At 52.0% G+C, this 20,785-nt stretch carries 15 protein-coding genes; 7 read left to right on the top strand and 8 right to left on the bottom strand.

Features of this window, described 5'->3' with window-relative positions:
• Nucleotides 1-134: 134 nt before the first annotated feature.
• The 4 genes from ABKW30_RS22815 to ABKW30_RS22800 are packed head-to-tail and all read right to left on the bottom strand — an operon-like array spanning nucleotide 135 to nucleotide 5,111.
• The gene (locus ABKW30_RS22815) at nucleotides 135-407 is read right to left on the bottom strand and encodes a hypothetical protein (protein WP_348601230.1); all 273 of its coding nucleotides are present in this window, start codon (nucleotides 405-407) and stop codon (nucleotides 135-137) included.
• Between the two features lie 49 nt (nucleotides 408-456).
• Nucleotides 457-1,377 carry a glycosyltransferase family 2 protein gene (locus tag ABKW30_RS22810; protein WP_348601229.1) on the bottom strand — a complete coding sequence of 307 codons (921 nt, stop codon included), beginning with the start codon at nucleotides 1,375-1,377 and terminating at the stop codon, nucleotides 457-459.
• Complete coding sequence (locus ABKW30_RS22805; RefSeq protein ID WP_348601228.1) at nucleotides 1,374-3,722, bottom strand: exopolysaccharide transport family protein; 2,349 nt, start codon at nucleotides 3,720-3,722, stop codon at nucleotides 1,374-1,376. The genes ABKW30_RS22810 and ABKW30_RS22805 overlap by 4 nt, the downstream gene beginning before the upstream one ends.
• An 18-nt stretch (nucleotides 3,723-3,740) precedes the next feature.
• A complete protein-coding gene (locus ABKW30_RS22800) occupies nucleotides 3,741-5,111 on the bottom strand; it encodes a polysaccharide biosynthesis/export family protein (RefSeq protein ID WP_348601227.1) in 1,371 nt (456 codons plus the stop codon).
• Between the two features lie 348 nt (nucleotides 5,112-5,459).
• Here ABKW30_RS22800 and asnB point away from each other — a divergent pair, with 348 nt between their 5' ends.
• Genes asnB through ABKW30_RS22770 form a run of 6 tightly spaced genes read left to right on the top strand, consistent with a single transcriptional unit; the run spans nucleotide 5,460 to nucleotide 12,779 of the window.
• Nucleotides 5,460-7,409: an asparagine synthase (glutamine-hydrolyzing) gene (gene asnB / locus ABKW30_RS22795; protein ID WP_348601226.1), complete on the top strand. Its 1,950-nt coding sequence runs from the start codon at nucleotides 5,460-5,462 to the stop codon at nucleotides 7,407-7,409.
• A 10-nt stretch (nucleotides 7,410-7,419) separates the two neighbouring features.
• Nucleotides 7,420-7,689 (top strand): acyl carrier protein, encoded by a 270-nt coding sequence (locus ABKW30_RS22790; protein ID WP_348601225.1) that lies wholly within the window; start codon nucleotides 7,420-7,422, stop codon nucleotides 7,687-7,689.
• A 23-nt stretch (nucleotides 7,690-7,712) separates the two neighbouring features.
• On the top strand, nucleotides 7,713-9,248 hold the full coding sequence (locus ABKW30_RS22785) for an AMP-binding protein (protein WP_348601343.1): 1,536 nt from the start codon (nucleotides 7,713-7,715) through the stop codon (nucleotides 9,246-9,248).
• Nucleotide 9,249: 1 nt separating this feature from the next.
• Nucleotides 9,250-10,263, top strand: coding sequence for an NAD(+) synthase (nadE, locus tag ABKW30_RS22780; protein ID WP_348601224.1), 1,014 nt, complete (start codon nucleotides 9,250-9,252; stop codon nucleotides 10,261-10,263).
• A 17-nt stretch (nucleotides 10,264-10,280) separates the two neighbouring features.
• Nucleotides 10,281-11,330 carry a hypothetical protein gene (locus ABKW30_RS22775; protein ID WP_348601223.1) on the top strand — a complete coding sequence of 350 codons (1,050 nt, stop codon included), beginning with the start codon at nucleotides 10,281-10,283 and terminating at the stop codon, nucleotides 11,328-11,330.
• A 3-nt stretch (nucleotides 11,331-11,333) separates the two neighbouring features.
• On the top strand, nucleotides 11,334-12,779 hold the full coding sequence (locus tag ABKW30_RS22770; RefSeq protein ID WP_348601222.1) for a hypothetical protein: 1,446 nt from the start codon (nucleotides 11,334-11,336) through the stop codon (nucleotides 12,777-12,779).
• On the opposite strand, the gene ABKW30_RS22765 is transcribed toward ABKW30_RS22770, so the two are convergent.
• From ABKW30_RS22765 to ABKW30_RS22750, 4 genes are all read right to left on the bottom strand, one after another.
• A complete protein-coding gene (locus tag ABKW30_RS22765; protein WP_348601221.1) occupies nucleotides 12,780-14,117 on the bottom strand; it encodes an HlyD family type I secretion periplasmic adaptor subunit in 1,338 nt (445 codons plus the stop codon).
• A 20-nt stretch (nucleotides 14,118-14,137) separates the two neighbouring features.
• Nucleotides 14,138-16,270, bottom strand: coding sequence for a type I secretion system permease/ATPase (locus ABKW30_RS22760; protein WP_348601220.1), 2,133 nt, complete (start codon nucleotides 16,268-16,270; stop codon nucleotides 14,138-14,140).
• 29 nt (nucleotides 16,271-16,299) lie between these two features.
• Nucleotides 16,300-18,294, bottom strand: a complete 1,995-nt coding sequence (locus ABKW30_RS22755) for a hypothetical protein (protein ID WP_348601219.1) — start codon at nucleotides 18,292-18,294, stop codon at nucleotides 16,300-16,302.
• 111 nt (nucleotides 18,295-18,405) lie between these two features.
• Nucleotides 18,406-19,299: a hypothetical protein gene (locus ABKW30_RS22750; RefSeq protein WP_348601218.1), complete on the bottom strand. Its 894-nt coding sequence runs from the start codon at nucleotides 19,297-19,299 to the stop codon at nucleotides 18,406-18,408.
• Nucleotides 19,300-19,955: 656 nt separating this feature from the next.
• Here ABKW30_RS22750 and ABKW30_RS22745 point away from each other — a divergent pair.
• Nucleotides 19,956-20,780, top strand: a complete 825-nt coding sequence (locus ABKW30_RS22745; protein ID WP_348601217.1) for a response regulator transcription factor — start codon at nucleotides 19,956-19,958, stop codon at nucleotides 20,778-20,780.
• The last annotated feature ends 5 nt before the right edge of the window (nucleotides 20,781-20,785 follow it).

Raw genomic sequence — 20,785 nt, 5'->3', positions numbered from 1 at the left:
AACCTGGACAGGTCCTCAACTGTCCGATATCCTATAAAATGAATGTCCCAGAGATATGCCGGAATGGCATTCAATTGTAAAAATCTGTCGCAAATTTCTTCCGCGGCACAATTCCAGAACCCACATTCAGACGACTAGCGGAGCAATTTTGCTCCTGCCATGCCCGTCGCTGCACCTGCAATCTTGACCAGGAAATTTCCCATATCTGCATGCCTGCAGGGCATGATGTGCTGCGCATACTCAAAAAGTCCGCACGCAAATATTATTATCGTGGCTACGAAAATCAGACGCTTTGGGTAGGTCAGACTGAATGTAATACCCAGTAGCAGAAAAGCTGCAAATCGTTCGACCTCTGGTCCAAGCCATGTAGCCGGACGCAAGGCGATCGGCCCGACGGTCATCACCATGATCAATATCAGCAAGCACCATGCAGCGGCGTGATGACCTGCCGGGAAATCAATCAGCCTTTTCCACGTCCAGCACACCTGACGGCGAAATTCTTCCACGGAGCAGATCGAAGAGAGCCAACGCATTTCCCTTTAGTCGTCCTTTCCGATCTATCCACGCTTCCGGAGCAATGCTGCCGACAATGTTGGCAATAAGATTTTTGGTGGCCACTGCCATGGCCCTGGAGCGGACCATTGTCCCTTTTCCAGCCAGGTAATATGGGTTGGCGATTTGTGAATAGCCGAGCCTTATCCCGGATGTCCGGCCGCTTTTTACACCAAGATGTATTCCGCGTTGCTTATTCGACTTGACGATACGCCCATGTCTGGCCAGCAGTCGGCTTAAATCGACATCTTCCAGCCAGCAATAGAGAGGAAGGTTCTCATCGAACCAAATGTCATTGTTCCGCAATACGTCAAGGCGCAAGGTCATGTTGCAGCCATATCCATTATAGATATCCTTCAACATATCCGGGCGTGAAGCTGGATCCTTCAAAAGCGCCTGTAAAAGCGTTGTACCTTCTCTTACCTGAATTCCGGGGGTTCCTATTCCATCAACGAGAACGTTGCCAGTTGACATGACGATATCGTCATGTTCAAGAAACAGCTGTTCAACCTCGGCTATATAGTCAGGTGCCATCAAGAAATCGTCATCGAGAAACAACAGAAGGTCGAAGTCGCCCAATGATCTGATGATGTCGTTACGTTGTTTGGCCAGGCCCGCAGGCGATTGCAGCAACATTAACGGGATGTTCATTTCCTCTCCGAAACTTTCCGGTATATCAGATGTCCGGAGGGTGCAGATGACAATCTGATCAGGCAATCGGGTCTGCTTTTCGATCAGAGGCACTGTGGCAGCAAGTATGTTTGCCCGCCCCGTTGATGGTATGCCGACGGCAATTTTGAGCCGTTGATCTGACCTGGACGTCATGCCTTGCTCCATCGGAACGACTTCAAAGAATTCGCAAATCCGGAGAATCGTCCTCCAGAGCCAATCCGGGAGATATCCATCCGGCCGGCCGGCGGAATCGAAGCTCGTGGCGCGGTAGTGCGTGGAGGACGAGGGGTATTGAAAACAACCCCCATTGCCTCCGAATTGACACCGCTGCAACTTGCTATCGCTGCTGCAAGTACATCAAGGGTCACATTTTGCCGGTCACCTACTGTGAGAATTACGCAGTCAACGATAACACTGACTATCCGTGCGTCGGCAGTCGTCGTCAGATCAGGCAAATCGAGAATGATGATATCGTGCTGGTCTCGCAATCTGTCGAGATGGCTCTCCAGCGCCTGAAGATTGAGGTAGCGATATTCCTGACTCGAATTATGCGTTAACTCGTCCACGCCCATCAAGGCAGGCGGTGTAATGACAGAGACGGAAGGATAAGGTTCTTTTATCCTTCCATCATTGAGTTTTCTGACAGTTTGCGCCTTGAGGGGGCCTGGATTGTCCGCCAGGTCGATCCGACGCTTCTGTTCCACAACCACGTCGGATTCGATAGCTTCGCAGGATCGGGTAACCGTGGTGAATAAACGGGTAAGGGTCGGGTTGGCAGCACAGGTATCGATGAGCATCGTTCTCGAACCCGTTGCTGCGTAAAGTTGCGCCAGATTACTGGCGACAGTCGTTTTGCCTTCTCCCGGCAATGCGGACGTAATGCCAACGACTTTTGCGCCTTGCCTGCGCATTATCAAATCCAGTGAAGCCTTCGTGTTACGGACCGCATCTGAAAACAGATGGTTCGGATGATCAAGGACAAAGTTCAGCAATTGATACTGGTCCTGTGGCGCAGCTTTTGAAATCGCTCTTGCCGAAACAAACGGCAATGCCCCCAGGCTGCTCAAACCCAGCTCACGACGCAACCGATTTTCTGTTTTAATCCTTCGGTCACTCACTTCACGAATTGCAGAGTAGCCAAGACCGGCCAAACCACCCAACACAACTGCCAGAGCAATTACCAGAGACCCTTTTGGCCAGGTCTTGCCGAGTGGAGTAGCCGCTGCGGACACCATTCGGGAATCGCCGACAGGGAAAGATTCTTGCTGCAGGGCGCTGATCAGTTGCTGCATCAGACTTTGATACATCTGACGATACGTATTTGCCCGACTTTCAAGCTCACCCAGCTGAACGCGTGCCATGCCCTTGCTTAGACCGGACTGTATGGTTGCCTGTAACTGATCATTTACATACTGCTCCCGACGTTCCGCAGCCTCCACGTTTGATTTATAAACCTGGCCTATCCGCACAAGTTCCTGACGCACCTCGCCTTTAAGACGGTCGATTTCCTGCTGTGCAGCCAGCACAGCCGCACCGTTTTCACCATAACGACCCTTGAGCTCGTCAAATTGGGTCGAGGCCGTATTAAGCCGCTCACGCAGTGCTGTGATCTGCGGATTTCGGAGCGCTTCGTCAACGTAGCCATCAACATAGGTTTCCGATTGGAGGAACTTGTTGATCATTGCAAGTTTCGCTCTTTCGGCCGCAGTGTCAGCCTTGGCCCTGGAGAGCTGGATGTTGGCCTCTGTCAATTGTTGTTCATCAAGTGAAGTTGTACCAGCCTGAGATATTTGGTTCCGATTGCGGAAATCTTCTACTGCACGTGCTGACGCATTGGCTTGCCCGCTGATCTCTGCCAGCCTGCTCTCCAGCCAACCGGCACCACTTTTAGCGGCTGATGATTTGGCATCCAGACCAGCCTTGATGTAAGCCAGAGCAGTTGCATTGGCGACCGCCGCTGCTTTAATCGGGTCTGTAGAATTATAGGCAACATCAAGTACGTAAGATTGTCCTACCCGCCATACTCGCAAACGCTCGAGAAAACCTGCCACCGTCTTGCGCATGACAAATTCCGGATCGACCACCTTGTCATCGTGAGGTCGCCAAAAAGCAAGTCTGGAAATAACGCCGCCGCCGTCCTGAAGCTCAGCATCCTCAGTAAGGGAAAGCTGCTCGATAACACTCTTTGCGATAGCTTCAGACCGGATAATCTCGACCTGGCTTTCAACCTCGCCCGTTTCGATCACGATCGTTCCCGAGACTGCATCTTGCGAAGCGATCCTTGCCTGCTCGGGATCAATGACAATGCGTGCTGTCGCCGTAAAAACCGGCTCGGCGACGAGCAGATAGGCGATGGCGATCAAAACTGCACCCATGATGGAAGCGCCGACAACGCGCCAGTTACGTCGCAAGAACCCGGCAATATCCCGCATACCAATCAAATTGGCATCGCCCTGCGCCTCATCATGCTCTGTGGAGTATTGTTTTTGTCTGACCATATTAATGTCCACAAACTGTTATTGGGTTATTTTGACTTGCGCAGTCGCTGCGCCAGGCGGAGTTGTCAAGGGTTCAGGACTGCCGGTTTCAGAAGCATTTTTCCCTTGATCGCCAGCCGCTGTTCTCTGTGAAAACCTGACGTTGAGGGCAGCTCGTACAACATCGCCCGGCACCAACACTGTATCTTCATTTGCAGCTATTTCGATTGGCTCGGCAGTTGTTGCTCTCGTGATCGTGAATACCAGATCTGGTTCCTGTTTCTCACCTGGCTTCATTTTGCCAGACAATATGGATCCTGCTGCTACAAGCAGCCGCTCGGCTGTATCCTGCCTTATCTTGAGCTGATCCAAAGCCGCTTGCGCTGTCTGAAGTTCCGTAGTGGCAGTCGTCTGGCGCAGGTTGACCAGGTTCTGGGCATCACGGGTGGCCTGACTGATGTTTTGCCGCGCACGCATGATAGCGGTAACCTGATCAAGCCTGTCGGCCTGCAACGTCGTGATAATCCGTTGCAGATCCGATTGGCGAGATGTCGTGGCGATACCTCGCTCCACAAGTGGCTTGACTGTCGCAAGCTCGGCATCCATCAATTTGATCTGTTTGTCCTGGCCTGTAACCTTTTCCTGAAGCACTTCAATCTCGGAGGCGAAGAGTGCACGCAACTCATCAAGGTTGGCAAGTTGCCGTTTCAGGCCATTGGACTGCGTCTCGAAAATAGCCCGTTCTTCGCTGATGATTGCCTCCACGCTGGCGCTGTCAGCCAGCTCGGAAAGGCTTTGGGGAAATTCTACCGTTCCGGTACCGGCGACCTCTGCCTTGAGGCGCGCCAGACGGGCGAGAGTTCGGACCATTTCGCCGTGAACAGACTGAAGTTCTCCAAGATATTGAATTTGCTCGACCGTCCGTGCTTCCTCCCGCGGGCGATACCTGCCACCTCCCAAAGCAACAGCTTGCAAGACCGTGAGACCCGGACGGAACCTGTATTCGCCAGGACGCTCGACGTTTCCGACGAGAAAAATGGGCGGATATTCGACGATCTGCACTGCCACATTCGGCATGGTGACCAAGCCGGTAGCTTTCTGAATTCGCTTTGATATTTCGGCAGCTGCCGATGAAGCATCAAGGGTAGATATTTCCATCGTGCCGATGAGCGGCAGAAGAACCGTTCCGCTGTCCGAGACAACATATTCACCGTTGAGCGCTGTCCACTCACGGTACTCTCCCCGCGATGCAATCCATTCAAGGACGGTCAACCGCAATCTGGTGTAAGGAGCGAGCTTGTAGTCGCCATTGGCGTAGGCCGGCAATGAGAGAATGGCAAGCGAAAGGAACATTGCTGCTATCGCCTTGCAAACGATCCCCTTGATCGTGCACGCTGATTTTGCACCCATTCTTTCCGCCCCACTGCTTATTGTTATGCGCCATTATCGTGGAGCAGCGAATAGGTGACAATTAATCAATCATGGGTTTGTCATAATAAATTCGGCGTATATCAGCCATTTTTTCAGAATATTTTTTTATTTTCCAAGCAGAAAAAGTCTGCTTTCACATTATTACTATACAATCCGCCTCGTGTGATCAACAATGGATCAATATATCTGCAGAACGGCGCGCATAGCTAGTATTGCCCTACCCTTTAAATCCAATTGTTTATTGACCCTACGGGGCCATATTATACCCTTCAATGACTGCACCCAAGCGGGGAATATACCTCGCAGCCGCAGTCATGGGGGGCAATTATGTGTGGAATTGCGGGCTACTTCGCCTCAGAAGGTGCATTTCAGGACGGACATTCGGTACTGGGTCCGATGATCGGCGCAATCGCACATCGCGGTCCTGATGAAAACGGCATCTATGTAGACCGGAATGCCGGTCTGGGGCATATGCGGCTCTCCATTGTTGGACTGGGCGACGGTCAACAGCCGATGACAAGTGCCAGCGGTGACCTTGTCATCAGTTATAATGGTGAAGTGTTCAATTATATCGAGTTACGAGATGATCTGATTGCTCAGGGGCATCATTTCCGCACATCGAGTGACACTGAGGTTATCCTTCATCTTTATGAAGAAATGGGGCCCGATTGCGTCACAAAACTCAATGGCGATTTTGCATTCGCTATATGGGACAAGAAGCGTCGGCGGATGATGCTTGCGCGTGATCGTATGGGAGTGCGGCCATTATTCTATACCTGGCAAAATGGCGTGCTCTTCTTCGCGTCGGAAGCCAAATCTCTGCTGACGGTTCCAGGAATTGAAGCCGAAGTCGATGTATACGCACTTGACCAGCTATTTACCCTTTGGGCTCCTATTTCTCCCCGCACGATCTTCAAGAATATCCTCGAACTGCAACCCGCGCACCTGATGTTGGTCGAGGATCAGAGGTCCCGCACATCGCCCTATTGGCAACTGCAATATCCACAAGGGCAAGGTACAACGCAAAACCGTTCCGAAAATGAGGTTGAGGAAGAGCTTCTGCATCTTCTGACTGACGCTACTCGCATACGGTTACGGGCAGACGTCCCTGTCGGATCATATCTGTCTGGCGGGCTCGACTCTTCCGCAGTGTCAGCAATCGCGGCAAAGATTGTGCCCAATCGACTGCGTACGTTCTCAATCAGATTCGAGTCCGCAGAGCACGATGAGACTGCGTTTCAGATGCAGATGGTTGAGGCGTTGGGCACCAACCATTCGGCACTGACTTGCAGCGGAAGCGACATTTCAAACATCTTTCCCGCGGTTGTGGCACATACCGAGCGCCCGATCCTGCGTACAGCCCCTGCCCCTCTTTATCTCTTGTCACGCCTTGCAAAAAGCGAAGGTTATAAAGTCGTTCTGACCGGCGAAGGCGCTGATGAGATATTTGCAGGCTACGACATTTTCCGCGAGGCGAAGGTTCGCCGCTTTTGTGCAACCCGGCCAAATTCGCGGATACGCCCGCACCTTTTTCGGAGGCTCTATCCTTATCTGACCGGCCTGCAACAGCAATCTCCGGAGTATCTGGCCGCATTCTTCGGTACCGACGTTGATAAGCTCGGTGATCCGCTTCATTCACACCGTCCCAGGTTCCGCGGTACCGCAGCGGCAAAGATGTTTTTCTCTTCCGAACTTCGTGCTGCGTTGAAAGGTTATGACGCGACTGACGATCTCGCATCCGGACTTCCCAAGGATTATGGTCGTTGGCATCCACTGCATCAGGCACAGTATCTGGAAACATCCCTCCTCTTACCGGGATATATACTGAACTGCCAGAGTGACCGTATGGCCATGGCGCATGGGCTGGAGGGGCGGTTTCCATTCCTGGATCATCGTCTTGTTGAATTTGCATCCCGCATTCCGACCGGAATGAAGCTCAAGGGCCTTGCTGAAAAACATATCCTGAAACGCGCTGTCCGCGATCTGGTGCCCGAGACTATTGCAGCAAGACCGAAACAACCTTACCGCGCACCTGATAGCCGTTCGTTCATGGCAGGCGCAATACCGGACTATGTGCAAGAATCCATGAGCGCGAGTGCCGTTTCCGACACAGGTTTATTCAATCCGGTCGCCGTGGAAAAGCTGCTGGCAAAATGCGCACGGGGTAATCCGGCTGGATATCGCGACGACTCTGCGTTCGTGGGAATTCTATCCACGCAACTATGGCATCAAATGTTCAACAGGCAATCACAGCAGCATGCTGTTGCGGCAGAATGAGGAAAAGAAAATGACATCAAACCTAAAAACACAAATCAGGGCATTCATCATCGAAAACTACCTTTTTGGTGACACAAGTCATCCGCTTGATGACGCAACATCGCTCATAGAAAATGACATCATAGATTCAACCGGTGTGCTCGAACTCGTGACCTATCTGGAAGATACATTCCAGATCAGCGTCCATGATTCAGAGATCGTTCCTTCAAATCTCGATTCAATTTCAAGCATAGCAAGCTACGTGGCCAGCAAAACCATTCTTCAGCAATCAGTTGCATAAACTCAGGAAAGAGTGAGCGAGTGATGCGGATCGAGAGTATTCTCCGTCAAACGGCGAAACGGTTGGGCAACAAAACTGTGCTCATCGCCGGAGATAAACGGCTAAGTTATGCCGAACTGGACGATCTTTCAGATCGTTTGGCAGCGTCATTGTGGTCACAAGGTATTACGCGTGGGGATCGTGTTCTGGTCTTCATGAACAATTGCTGGGAAGCGACCGTAGCGATCTATGCGATCCTGAAGGCCGGAGCTGTTTTCAGTCCGATCAATGCCTCTACAAAAGCAGACAAGCTGGCTTACATCGTTGAAAATTGCCGCGCTCGAGCAATTATCACGCAAGAAAAGCTCTCGGCAATCGCGGTAGAAGCCATTGGATTGAACAGGGCCTGTGAACTGGTTGTAGCCAGGGCCGGTGATGAATCCTCCCACCCCGGGACGCATTCTTTTTCCCGGATGCTACAGGTTGCGCCGCCGTCGGTTCTTCATGGAGGCATCGACGTTGATCTTGCGATGCTGATCTATACTTCCGGCTCGACCGGACGGCCCAAGGGCGTGATGATGAGCCACCGCAATATCGAGGCGGCGGCGGCTTCGATCACCACTTATGTGCAGAATGTCGAAGACGACATAATTCTCAATGTATTACCACTCGCGTTCGATTATGGACTCTATCAGCTTTTCATGACAATTCGCAGCGGTGCCACTCTGGTTCTCGAAACATCCTTTGGTTTCCCGCAAGCAATTTTTGATGTGATGCGGCGTGAACATGTAACAGGATTTCCGTTGGTGCCAACCATGGCCGCACTGATATTGCAGATGCGGGACATGGAGCCGGGCTTCCTGCCGGATCTTCGTTATGTCACCAATACAGCAGCTGCGTTGCCGCCCGCCCATATTGCGCGTTTGCGTGAGCTCTTCCCGAATGTTCGACTCTACTCGATGTATGGTCTCACGGAGTGCAAGCGCTGCACCTATCTGCCGCCGGAGCAACTGGAGCATCGACCGGGGTCCGTGGGCATTGCAATCCCCAATACCGAAGCATTTGTCGTTGATGATGAGGGGCGGGCAGTCGAACCTGGTACGGTCGGCGAGCTCGTCATTCGGGGCCCCCACGTCATGCAGGGGTACTGGGAGGATGCCGAGGCGACCGGGCGAATGTTACGACCCGGTCCCAATCCCTGGGAAAAGGTACTTTACACCGGCGACCTTTTTTCGATGGACCGGGAGGGTTATCTCTATTTCGTTGGCCGGAAAGACGACATCATCAAGACGCGTGGCGAGAAGGTCGCCCCCAAGGAAGTCGAAGCCGTCCTGCACGCATGCGAGGGTATCGCCGAGGCTGTCGTGGTCGGCGTCAGCGATCCTGTTTTGGGTCAAGCCATACGGGCAATAGTCGTGCTCAGCAACCCGGCTTTGACCGATCGGGAAATCATTCGCTACTGCGCGAAAAACCTTGAAGACTTCATGGTGCCGAAGTCCGTCGAGTTTCGGGCAAGTCTTCCCAAGACAGACACTGGCAAGGTGAGCCGCAGGTTGGCTGCCGAGCCCCAGGAGAGCTGACATGAACAATCACACAAATCCTGCAATCGCAGAAGCGTCTCAAATATCTCTTGGCATCGATCCAGAGGCTGAAACAAACCGGATCGTAGTGGCTATGCGGGAGCAAGTTCGTCACACTTTGCGACGCCGCGGTCTCGTGCTCGGCCTGTCAGGCGGCGTCGACTCGAGTGTTTGCGCTGCACTTGCCGCACGGGCAGTCGGTGCAGGGAATGTACTTTGCATTTTCATGCCGGAAAATGACTCCGACCCCGACAGTCTGCGATTGGGAAGACTGGTGGCGAATACATTTGGTTTGGAAAGCGTCGTCGAGGACATCGGCCCATCTCTTGAGGCAATGGGATGCTATGAGCGCCGCGACGCTTGCATCAGACAGATAGAGCCCGAGTTCGGATCAGGGTGGGCTTCGAAAATCGTTATAGCCAATGCTCTGGCAACCGAAGGTTACAATATCTCGTCTCTGGTTCTGCAGAGTCCTGATGGAACAATGAAGAAATTGCGCATGCCGAGCTCCGTCTACCTTGGCATTGTCGCCGCGACGAACATGAAACAGCGAACGCGCAAACAGATTGAGTACTATCACGCAGACCGGATGAATTATGCAGTGATCGGCACACCAAACCTGCTGGAATATGATCAAGGTTTTTTCGTCAAGAATGGTGATGGTGCAGCTGATTTAAAGCCCATCGCGCATCTCTATAAATCACAGGTCTATCAACTGGCTGCCTATCTGGGCGTACCTGAAGAGATAACAGCACGTCCACCGACAACGGATACTTACCAGTTGGCTCAGACGCAGGAAGAATTCTACTTTGCGCTCCCCTATCATCAAATGGATCAGTGTCTTTATGGCTTGAACGAGTCATTGTCTGCCACGGTTACCGCAGCTTCGGCGAACCTGACCGAAGATCAGGTGATCCGCGTCTGGCGCGATATCCGCGCAAAACGCAAAGCAACGCGCTACCTTCACCTGGGGCCGCAATTCGTAACGCCCATAGCTGATTTTCACGGCGACTAGCGCAAGAAAGAACCGTGATGACACAGAACGGCTTTCTTGCAGCGTTAGTCATGTCAGCGGTCTTGATCCTGGTCATGCCCGTTGCAAGAGCGGCTGATAAAGCCTTCATCTGGGGGGTGAACGGACATCCACTGGCGTCTTATCACGGTGTCACGATAGAAGAACAGGTAGCTGCTTTGAAGACTCTGGGTATGCAGTCGTATCGTGTCGACGTACAATCCATCGAACAGCTCCCAAGGCTGAAAGAACTTGTGAATCTTGCCGATGCAGGTGGTGTGGAAGTGCTTCCTGTCTTCACGCCGAAGATTGACCTGAACGCTGCCACGATTGACGAGATTTACGCCACTTCCAGGACGCTGGCATATGAAACAGTGATTATGCTGGGCGACCAAATCAAAGTCTGGGAGCTGGGTAACGAGCTTGAAAACTTTGCAATCATTCAGCCATGTGAAATGAGGGATGACGGGACACAATACCCCTGTGACTGGGGTCCGGCAGGCGGGCTATATCCGCTTGATTATTATGGACCCCGCTGGGAAAAGGTTGCGGCGGTGATGCAGGGTCTCGACGCCGGCATGAAACAGGCCGGCGGCGATTATCGTACGGCTATGGGCACCGCCGGGTGGGGTCATATCGGTGCCTTCCAGCGAATGAAGCAAAGTGGCATCGAATGGGACATTTCCGTCTGGCATCTTTATGGCCAGGATCCGGAATGGGCGTTCAAGGCACTGGCGGAATATGGCAAGCCTATCTGGATAACCGAGTTTAATCATCCCAAAGGCAGTATCGAGAGCGAGGCTGCTCAGGCGGAAGGTTTGAAGGGAACGATGGAACTCATTCAGCGTCTGCGAAAACTCTATCCAATCGAAGCAGCGCACATCTACGAGTTGATGGACGAGACGTACTGGGCGCCGGATTTTGAGGCGTATATGGGACTTATCCGGCTTGATAGCGATGGCGAGAATGGTTGGCGCTCCGGCAGACCAAAGGCCGCCTTCAAGGTGGTTCAGGACATTATCCGGCAGGACCAGGTGAAAGAAAGTCAGAGCTTGGGGAGCGCGCAATAAATCATGGCAACCAATGTTTTCGGCGTTTGCGTCATTTTGTTTGGTATTCTGGTCCAGTTTATGCATCGCCGTTATGCCCTGTACGGCATGGTTATTCTGACGCTGTTCGGTGCGGCGGCGGCTGTAACCCTGCCGGCAATGGGTGGGGCTTCCATTCTGGTTGCCAACGCATTCATGGTGTTTTTTGCTTTGCGGATATTGCGTGTTACAGGACTGACGCCAGCAGTCAGCAGTCTGCTTTATCCGAGCACAGGATTCTGGCTTCTGCTCCTGATTATTTATGGCTTGGTGGCAACGGCATTCTTTCCACGATTGATGGCGGGTATTACCGAAACCATGGTCGTCCAGCGGCTGCCCGCAGGCCTTAGCCGAATTGCCCTTAATCCGCTAAGTTTTTCAAGCACGCACATTACGCAGACAGTCTACGCGCTTGGTGGCATTGCATGTTTTGCTGCATCCTTTGCATATTTCCGAACACGAGATGCCTATCAGCATTTCCTGAGTGCCTTTTTCATACTATGTGGCTTGAATGTCCTTTTTGCTTTGGCAGATCTCATCACCTTTGCCACCGGCCCGATTGATTTTCTCGACTTCATCCATACGGCCAATTACTCGTTGATGACCAATGTAGAAATGGGTGGCCTGAAACGCATCTCGGGGACTTTCCCGGAATCGTCCAGCTTCGCCAGCTTTACGCTTATCCTGTTCGCTATCTCGGCAAGCCTCTATCTCGATCATGTCCGGCCGTTTACATCCGGCACATTTGCCCTGGCATTTTTGATTTTGCTGGCCCTTTCGACGTCGGGCACTGCTTATGTCGGACTCATTTTCGTCCTTCTCATGCTAACGGTTCAGTCGATTCTGCCCGTCTTGCATGGCGAAAAGATGCGTAAGCCACTGCTGCTATATGCAGGAGGTCTGAGCCTCATTGCAGTCATACTTCTCGCTGCGGTCCTGTCCCCCACTCTCGTCGATGCAATAGCTTCGTTTCTGGATGAAAGCTTGCTTGGCAAACTTGACAGCGATTCAGGCAGGGAGCGTGGACACTGGAATGAGGTGGCCTGGTCAAACTTCATTGACAGTTACGGTCTGGGTGTCGGCATCGGTGGTGCACGGGCATCAAGTTATCTTTTCGTACTGCTTTCCAATGTCGGCCTGCCCGGCCTCTTGTGCTTTGCCGCTTTCACGCTGTCGACACTGTTTCGTCGATCAGTACTGCGCAATGGAACTGTCGAGCGTCACATTGTACGGGCAATAGGCTCCGGTCTCGGAGCGAGCCTGATTGCAGCGTTTCTTGTCAGCACGGTCTATGATTTGGGGATGCTTTTTTACGTACTGGCGGGGGGGGCAGCCGTCGCTGTCTTTCCCGTTGTTACCTCGCGAATTTCGGCAAACATCAGCAACAAAAATGCCGCCCGGATCGGGCGGCAAATTGCGCCTGCTCCGTGATCAGGACTCTCTGAAGGCTCGGGACATACTGTCGATAACCGGCTTGGCCAAATATTCAAAGAATGTCCGCTCATGCGTTTGAATGAGAATGTCTGCAGGCATACCCGGTGTAGGCGTAAAGCCGTGAACTCGCGCAAGTTCATCGGCCGGTATACTTATCCGGGCTATGTAGATGTCCTGCTTCTGACCCGCTGATGTGTCAGCCATAGAGTCGGCAGACACGTAATCCACACGGCCATTGATGATCGGTGTTGTGCGCTGATTAAGTCCGCTGAGGCGGATATGGGCCTCCTGCCCTTCCTTGACTTCATCAATCTGCATGCGGGGTATCTGTGCTTCGATAATGAGCGGGACACCGGTAGGCAATATTTCAACGATTGGCTTGCCACTTTCAATAACGCCGCCGGCCGTATGATAATATAACCGGATAATTGTTCCTGACACCGGTGCCTTGATCAGGGTACGGTTCAATATGCTTTTGGCCTGACGCGTTTGCTCCCGCACTGTGTCGAGCTCGGCCTCAGCACTTTGAATTTCGTCCAGAGCTGCCTGTTTCTCGGTATCCTTCGTCTGGATGATCTCCTTTTGAAGTTTCTCGATCTGGGCGTTCACTTCCATGACTTCAGCTTCCAGGCGAGCAATATTGCCCTCGCCGTCAGCGACCGCCCGCTCAAGAACACTGACCTCGGACCTCGCCATCAAACCTTTCTTGAAAAGAGAATATTTTGACAAATACTCGGTCTTCAGCAGCTTTACCTGGGTCTGCGTCGCAGCGATTTGAGCTGTTCGGCCGATGCGCCGGAACTCAAGCGCGGAAATATTGCGCTCCATCATTTGCAGTTCGTTGGCATATTTGGCGTGCGCAGCTTCGAAGTTATCGCCTTGACTGTCATTGACCGCGCGTATTTCCGGGTTGCCCATGTTATCGAGAATAATTTTGGGAGGCTGGTATCGTTCCTCGCCTCGAACGACCGCGTGCAGACGAGCCAGGATGGCTTCCAGACGAGCCTGCCGCAAAAACAATTGCTGGGAATTTGCCTTTGCAGCCGTTTCGTCCAGACGGACCAGATCATCGTTCTCGTGGACGCGGTCTCCTTCCCGGACCAGGAGGTCTTTGATGATGCCGCCTTCAAGGTGCTGAACGACCTTGTTTTTGCCGGTGGCAACGAAGCTGCCCGGCGCAATGACAGCGGCTGCAAGCGGCGCGGTTGCAGCCCATGTTCCAAAGCCGCCAAAGCAAACAAAGACCAGGACAATTCCAAACTTGCTGTAGGATTTTATCGATCGCGGCACACCATCGTACCATTCGAGATTGTTCGTAGTGCCGGCGGCAGTCATCCTGTATCTCCCGTCATTTTCTATTCAGCCGCCCGGATTGTAGGAACGGGTTCTTTTGGCCTGCTCTTTTTTGAGAGTGCTTCCATCACGGTTTCACGCGTTCCAAACATGGTCACAGTACCATTGTTCAGAACCATGATCTTGTCGACGCAGCTCAGGAGCGCCGGGCGCTGTGTGATGGTTACAACTGTTATTTTGTGTTTTTTGGCATGGAACAGAGCTTTGGTAAGTGCAACATCGCCCTGCCGGTCAAGATTTGAGTTCGGTTCATCGAGAACAACGAGTGTGGGATTACCAAAGAATGCCCGCGCCAGGGCTATGCGCTGTTTTTGCCCTCCTGAAAGAGGTGCGCCATCTGCGGCAACGACTGTCTCATAGCCTTGCGGAAAAGTTGCAATGAGTTCGTGCACGTCGGCCAATACGGCTGCATCAAAAATGGCTTGGTCACTGACATCTTCGCGCATACGGGCGATATTGGCCTTGATGGTGCCCGGGAAAAGCTGCACATCCTGCGGAAGATAACCGATGTTCTCGCCGAACTGGCGCTGATCCCAATTGCGAAGGTCCATCAGGTCGAGACGTACGCTACCTGAAGTAGGGAGAATGGATCCGACCAGCATCTTGCCCAGTGTGGTTTTACCAGCGCCTGAATTACCGATAACAGCCATGGATTCGCCGGGCATCAAAGTGAATGAAATGCCGTTGAGAATAACTTTCTTATTGGGTGGCGGCACATAAAGGATGCGTTCTACGTCAAGCCGTCCCTGTGGGTCGGGCAGCCGCAAACGTTCGAGGTTCAATGGCGAGTTCTGGAGAAGACTGCGGATACGGCCAAATGCTGATCGGAATTGGATAAAACTGTTCCAGCCCTCGATTGCGCCTTCGATGGGCGCAAGTGCACGTCCGGCAATAATGGAGGCTGCGATCGCCATGCCACCGGTGAGTTGCCCGTCAATCGCAAGATGAGCCCCCCACCCCAGCATCGCAACTTGCGTCAATAGTCGAGAACATTTGGAAACAGTAGCGAAGATGATGTTGCGATCTTGCGCTCTGACCTGTGATTTCAGTGACCCTGCCATGTCACGCCCCCATATACGGACGGCTTCAGGAATCATGGCGAGAGCATTTATGATCTGTGAGTTTCGAGACATGGAGTCGAGATGAAGCATGGCGCGGCTTTGGTAGTTTGTCGCCTCGGCAAATGAAGCCGCAGTTGCCCGCTGATTGATGAAGGCAATGACGATCAGCAGCATGGACGAGACCACAACGATATATCCGAGATGCGGGTGGATCAAAAACACCGCCAACAGGAATATCGGCGCAATCGGCGCATCAAAGAACGACAGCAAGGTGCCTGATGTCAGGAATGACCGCAGTTGCTGCAAATCTCCAAGTACCTGGTAGTCCTTACCATTACCATGCAACGACGCGCGGGCAGCTGCGCTGAGAATTGGGGCTCCAAGTTGCACTGCCACCTCAACCGCTGTCCGCATGAGAATGAACCGCCGGATAGCATCGAGAACCACCTGTACAAAAACAGCACCGACAATAACGATTGTAAGCATCACGAGGGTATCTGATGAGCGGCTCGTAAGGACACGATCGGATATCTGGAAGAGGTAGATTGGAATTGCCAGCACAAGGATATTCAGAAAGACCGTAAATCCCATGGCAATGATCAGATTTCGCCGAACAGCGTTTACGCCATTCTTGAAGCTATCGGCGAAGCTCGCCGTTGCCATGCGTTTGTGAAAACCCCCGCCACTGCCACCATTTCCGGTGACACTGCTATTCCCTGGCCCATTACCGCCGGATTCATTTTTTCTTTGTGATCGGACGTCTCGGTCGCCCTCGATAACCTTGCCGAGGCTATCACCGGGGATAAATGGCAAAGCATTAACGTCACTACGAACAGGCGGCTTGTTCAAGCCAGACTGCGCGGTTGGTTGTTCATCGGCACGGATATTTACGGCAATTGGTTTTTCCGACTGTGCCGTCTCGACGATGATCCTTTCTCCGGCAACTTGCGAAATGGATTTTTCCAACTCTGCAAGCAACGCATCAAATTTGATTCTATCTTGCTCGCGAGCATTCATCGCTCGCCGCGACTGCTGCGAGATAGCTCGCAGATCAGTCTGTTCATCGTATTTCATTGGTCTCACGTCCCCCCGATTTTTTGTTTTTAGGCGAGAGCTGTTTGCATCACATCCACGGAGTGTGTGGTGTCTGAAAGGTGGATTGGCGCGTGATCGGCTGTTTGCGGTTGCATCGCATCGTCATCGAGAAAAGCAACGAGCTCGTTGGCAAGCGGGTGTCCCTGGCCCGTGACGTGCCCAGGTTGATGGCCAATGATTTCTGCCTGGATGAGGATAGAGTCTGAATAGACACCTCCGCCCGCGTAGGAGGTCCCGTTTCCATGACCGCTATCAACAATCGTCGCGATGTTTATCAACGCGTTGGAACCAGTGCTTATATCCCATACCGTGTCGTGCGATGCTGCGCGCAGTGCATCTTCGTAATGCGCCACATAGTCGGAGTCGCCGAGGATATTGGTTTGGCTGATATAGTTGAGATCATAGACGTTGCCCGAGATGTACAACATCTTGAGCCCTGCAATACCCTGAAACGCCTGATCCGAATGAAAACCATCCGGCATTTTAAAGTTGCCACTCGCCAACCCATCCATTGCCTGCTTGTAGTGATCCGGAAGTCCGGTTACCCAATTGTCTGGATCGGCTGTTTTTATCCTGGCCGAGTTCCAGAGAAGATTATCGCTGGTCGATAACTTCCCGCTATATGCACCGGCGCTGCCGGCAGTGGTCAATGTGTCATCGTCAAAAAGCACATTCGTCTGAAAGATCAGATTCCCGCTGTACAGGTGACCACCGACAATGACCAGATCATATGAATTACATAGATTGGCGAAAGATGCGGTGTTCAGCATTCCGTTTGAGCCGGTCGTTATGGTTGTGTACGATCCGCCGGCGGAGAGTACATGTGCGTCATTATCTGAAAGAAAATTGTACTGTGAAATCCAGTTCATCTGCATGAGATCACCGTTCATTATGGTGACCTGCCAATTTTGCGGGAAAACAGGCGTCTCGCCCGTGGCAGCTGGAATCTGCACCTGTCCGGTGTGCGAAATAAAATTTGCGATGTTCATCGCATTGGTTGATGGCGGGCACAACTGCTGTTGGCCGGCAAAACCGTTGCCGAAGCTATCTGAATCGCTATAGGCATTGGTCTGGACAATGGCATTGATATTATAATAATTACCGGAGACCGCAAAATGTGCTCCGGGCGTTCCGGTATTGTTGAGAATTACCTCGTTCACCAGAATGTTCGAGCCAGCCTCTACAGAAACGGTACCTTCGATATCTTTGCCGTTAATGATCGTTGTCCCGTGATGTGTTGCAGCGGAGGGCGTAATTGACGAGTTCGGTTGCGCCGGTTTGTAATCATCAAGCACAGGCACTGCCGAGGCTTTCACGCCGTTTATATAAACCCCTTCCGTCGGAGACGTTATCACTGTCACACCGGGCGCATCGGCCAATGCCTGTTGCGCAGCGCTTATGTTTTGTTCCTGATCGCTGAAAAACCGTGGCATCTCGGACGATACGCCCGGCAACTCATGGGAAAATGCATCAGAGACAAGAAGGGCATCGACGGACAGATCGGCCAGACCGGAGTTGTCGCCCCAATGCAGACCGGCAGCAGAGTGATTACCCATAATTATCAGGTCATTATCCTGCATACGGCTGGTCTGTTGCAGCACCATCGACGTTTCTGCAGTCTCGGGACCGACGAAGGGTGGCTGTTCGACAGATTGACTATGGGATCCGTGGCCTGCGGTCTTTAGCGGGTGGAACTGGTGGTGAGCGTTGTGTTCATGCAGTTGCACATTGACGGGCTCGATGTTCACCGAAGGCAATGCAGCGGTGCCAATTGGTCCCCAGGGCGCAGGATCGTAATTTACATTCGGATCGAATGCGGTGAGCGCCAGCTGCATGTGCGGATTTGTCTGGATTGCCAATATTTCGTTGTGCGAAGGCGGAGCATCCGGTTCAGGTTTGAATTCGCGATACTCCAGGCGCATCTTTATCGCTTCAATCGATGTGTTGAAGTACCCTATGAAGTGCGCAATGGATTCTGAAATCTGATCGCCAAATCCGAGCATTTTTTGATGGCTCCCGCCAATTATGCTTTCTGTATCTGTGTTTGGGAAAATTGGTCTGCGCACAGGGCGCGCAGACCGGTCCGGGAGCGGGCAATCTGCCCGCTACTGCAATCAGACTGCGTCTGTATCGCCGGTTGATGTATGCGTGTAGGAGCCGTTGATAACGGTAGCATCGAAGGCATTCTGCTGCAGGTTTGCACCAAGCACAATTTCCTGAGTGAAAGCTGTCGATGTAAGATTGGCAGCTGCGCTTGCTGCGCTGGATCCCGATATGTCGTCGCCGGCACCGATATCGCCGGAACCACCGCCATGACCACCACCGAAGAAGCTGTGATCTATGCCACCCCAGCCGCCATCGTCGGTACCGATACCATCGCCAGCCGTAGCACCGCCACCCGTCGCGTTCAGCGTTACGCTGCCGCCATTGGCCTGGCTTACGCCTGACAGTGAATCATTGTCGACGAGGTCAACAACCTGATTGAGCGCAAACCCTGTATTGACACCGCCGCCGGTGAATGCACCGTTGAGGACATTGTCAAAATTCACATCATTGCCAGGGTCAAAATTAATGCTGCCGGACTCGGTGATGAAGATATTATCGAAAGTATTGCCGTGCAGATCAAGATCGGCAAAGTCATCATCAGTTGGCAGATATCCATCCAGGCCAACGCCCACGTCTACTTTTACTTCTGTATGCGAAGAATTGTTGTTGGAGTTGTTGTTGGAGTTGAAATTCTCACTGTGGCTCTCATTGAGATTGCCGTTAAAGTTTCCATTGCCGTTCAGATTGAGATTTTCTGAAACTGACGACTGCTCCTGACCCTGGCCTTGCCCCTGGCCCTGATCTTGTCCCTGACCCTGACCCTGACCCTGTCCTTGTCCTTGTCCTTGTCCCTGTCCCTGTAGTTGCAGTGCCAAAGCGGCAGCAAATGCCGAAGCGTCGGCGCTGGCTGACGCTGAAGGATCTACACCGGGATTCTGGTGATGATTGTTGCGGCTATTCATATTGTGTCCTCCGGATATCTGCAAAGAAAGACAAAACCTCTATGCTTTTTAACAAGGTTATGATGTCGATCCGCCAGATGTTAAGTTTTAAAAGCAATAGTATTCCCAAGCATGCGACAGGACATCGCAAGCCATTCAATGTAGAATACTGATACTCGGGTTTTATTTTCCTGGTTTCACTTACACTACCCCCATGAAATCCAGGATGACCTAACGGTATGACGCAAATGATGAGATCGGAAGCTAGCACTTCTGCTTAGCTCGCTGCGTGCAAGAAAAACAACACTCCAGTTTACCAACGTTTTCGTTTCAGGGATTAAGCTAATATTTTGAAGCGCTTTTCTTTGCGTCAATGCAAACTGCTTATGCTGGAATTTTTTCGGCATAAACAATATTATGGATTTCTTTCAATTCAATCAGCGCTGACAGGCGACTTATACCTGCCTTCGTCAATTACCATCCTGACGAATGAGTCTTTCTTTTTACGTCACGACCGCGTCACGCGAAGTTTATTAATCCTTAATCATCCGGGCCGGTAGCGGGGGCTACAGACGCTCTGATTAGCGATCATAAGTAAAACTATACAACTGAAATCAAACAATAGAAAAGAAACCTCGGAAGTAATAATTTCCGACTAAAGGGCGTAGGGGACTATCATGAGTGGAACAATACCACGCAAACTTTCGGATCACATAAACAGCGGTCCAGGAACGACAAATGAAAAGGCATTTAAAAGTTCAATATTTATCTATGCTGAAGCTGGAGTGGTCTTTCAGGGGCTTGTACAGTCATTAGAACGCACATTTACGGATATCGACATCCATCTTTGCAGCAAGTTTACCGAAGCCGAGGCTTATGATGACGACATTCGGCTCGTCCTCATTCATGCGGGCTTCGTTGTCAATTTCAGTGAGTGTGCCACGCAGTGCAGAAGGCGCTTTCCCAACGCTTCCATTACAATGATGATTGATGACAATGTGACAGGGCTCGACGAGCTCGACAGCCTGTTTGACGGCAAAGTAATCCAGGGCCTGCTCCCCTTCAATCTGAAACTGGATATATGGCTTGCTGTCATCTGGCTGCTGCTGAATGGTGGCGAATATTACCCGTCTGCCATGGGTCGTTCGACGGACAGGACACGGGACAATGTCAATGAGAGGCCGCCAACCTATTCTCATCAGAACAATGACAGCGTAATCCGACCGATCAAGACATTGACGATCCGTGAGCAGCAAATTCTGGAGTTACTTTCCGAAGGCCTGCAAAACAAGATTATCGCCGATCGTCTGACATTGTCAGAGCATACTGTCAAGGTCCACGTGCACAATCTTATTCGCAAACTGCGGGTGCATAACCGTACACAGGCCGCTGCGGTATATCGCAATACAAGGGATCAGGAGACCTTTCAGCCCCCTTTTAGAGGTTACAAGGCGCCGATAAGCCACTACACAACCTCGCCGGAAATGGCTCGGGTTATGTAATATCA

This window comes from Phyllobacterium sp. SB3, from assembly GCF_040009165.1.
Lineage (GTDB): Bacteria > Pseudomonadota > Alphaproteobacteria > Rhizobiales > Rhizobiaceae > Phyllobacterium.
The sequence above is the reverse complement of the archived record's forward strand: the minus strand, read 5'-3'. Positions and strand labels throughout refer to the sequence as shown.

What these genes read in the sequence shown, in the direction of transcription:
- asnB (WP_348601226.1), top strand. Translation starts at nt 5,460, where the DNA reads ATGTGTGGAATTGCGGGCTACTTCGCCTCAGAAGGTGCATTTCAGGAC.
- ABKW30_RS22765 (WP_348601221.1), bottom strand. Translation starts at nt 14,117, where the DNA reads ATGACTGCCGCCGGCACTACGAACAATCTCGAATGGTACGATGGTGTG.
- ABKW30_RS22815 (WP_348601230.1), bottom strand. Translation starts at nt 407, where the DNA reads ATGGTGATGACCGTCGGGCCGATCGCCTTGCGTCCGGCTACATGGCTT.
- ABKW30_RS22775 (WP_348601223.1), top strand. Translation starts at nt 10,281, where the DNA reads ATGACACAGAACGGCTTTCTTGCAGCGTTAGTCATGTCAGCGGTCTTG.
- ABKW30_RS22745 (WP_348601217.1), top strand. Translation starts at nt 19,956, where the DNA reads ATGAGTGGAACAATACCACGCAAACTTTCGGATCACATAAACAGCGGT.
- ABKW30_RS22790 (WP_348601225.1), top strand. Translation starts at nt 7,420, where the DNA reads ATGACATCAAACCTAAAAACACAAATCAGGGCATTCATCATCGAAAAC.
- ABKW30_RS22810 (WP_348601229.1), bottom strand. Translation starts at nt 1,377, where the DNA reads ATGACGTCCAGGTCAGATCAACGGCTCAAAATTGCCGTCGGCATACCA.
- ABKW30_RS22785 (WP_348601343.1), top strand. Translation starts at nt 7,713, where the DNA reads ATGCGGATCGAGAGTATTCTCCGTCAAACGGCGAAACGGTTGGGCAAC.
- ABKW30_RS22750 (WP_348601218.1), bottom strand. Translation starts at nt 19,299, where the DNA reads ATGAATAGCCGCAACAATCATCACCAGAATCCCGGTGTAGATCCTTCA.
- nadE (WP_348601224.1), top strand. Translation starts at nt 9,250, where the DNA reads ATGAACAATCACACAAATCCTGCAATCGCAGAAGCGTCTCAAATATCT.
- ABKW30_RS22760 (WP_348601220.1), bottom strand. Translation starts at nt 16,270, where the DNA reads ATGAAATACGATGAACAGACTGATCTGCGAGCTATCTCGCAGCAGTCG.
- ABKW30_RS22805 (WP_348601228.1), bottom strand. Translation starts at nt 3,722, where the DNA reads ATGGTCAGACAAAAACAATACTCCACAGAGCATGATGAGGCGCAGGGC.
- ABKW30_RS22770 (WP_348601222.1), top strand. Translation starts at nt 11,334, where the DNA reads ATGGCAACCAATGTTTTCGGCGTTTGCGTCATTTTGTTTGGTATTCTG.
- ABKW30_RS22755 (WP_348601219.1), bottom strand. Translation starts at nt 18,294, where the DNA reads ATGCTCGGATTTGGCGATCAGATTTCAGAATCCATTGCGCACTTCATA.
- ABKW30_RS22800 (WP_348601227.1), bottom strand. Translation starts at nt 5,111, where the DNA reads ATGGGTGCAAAATCAGCGTGCACGATCAAGGGGATCGTTTGCAAGGCG.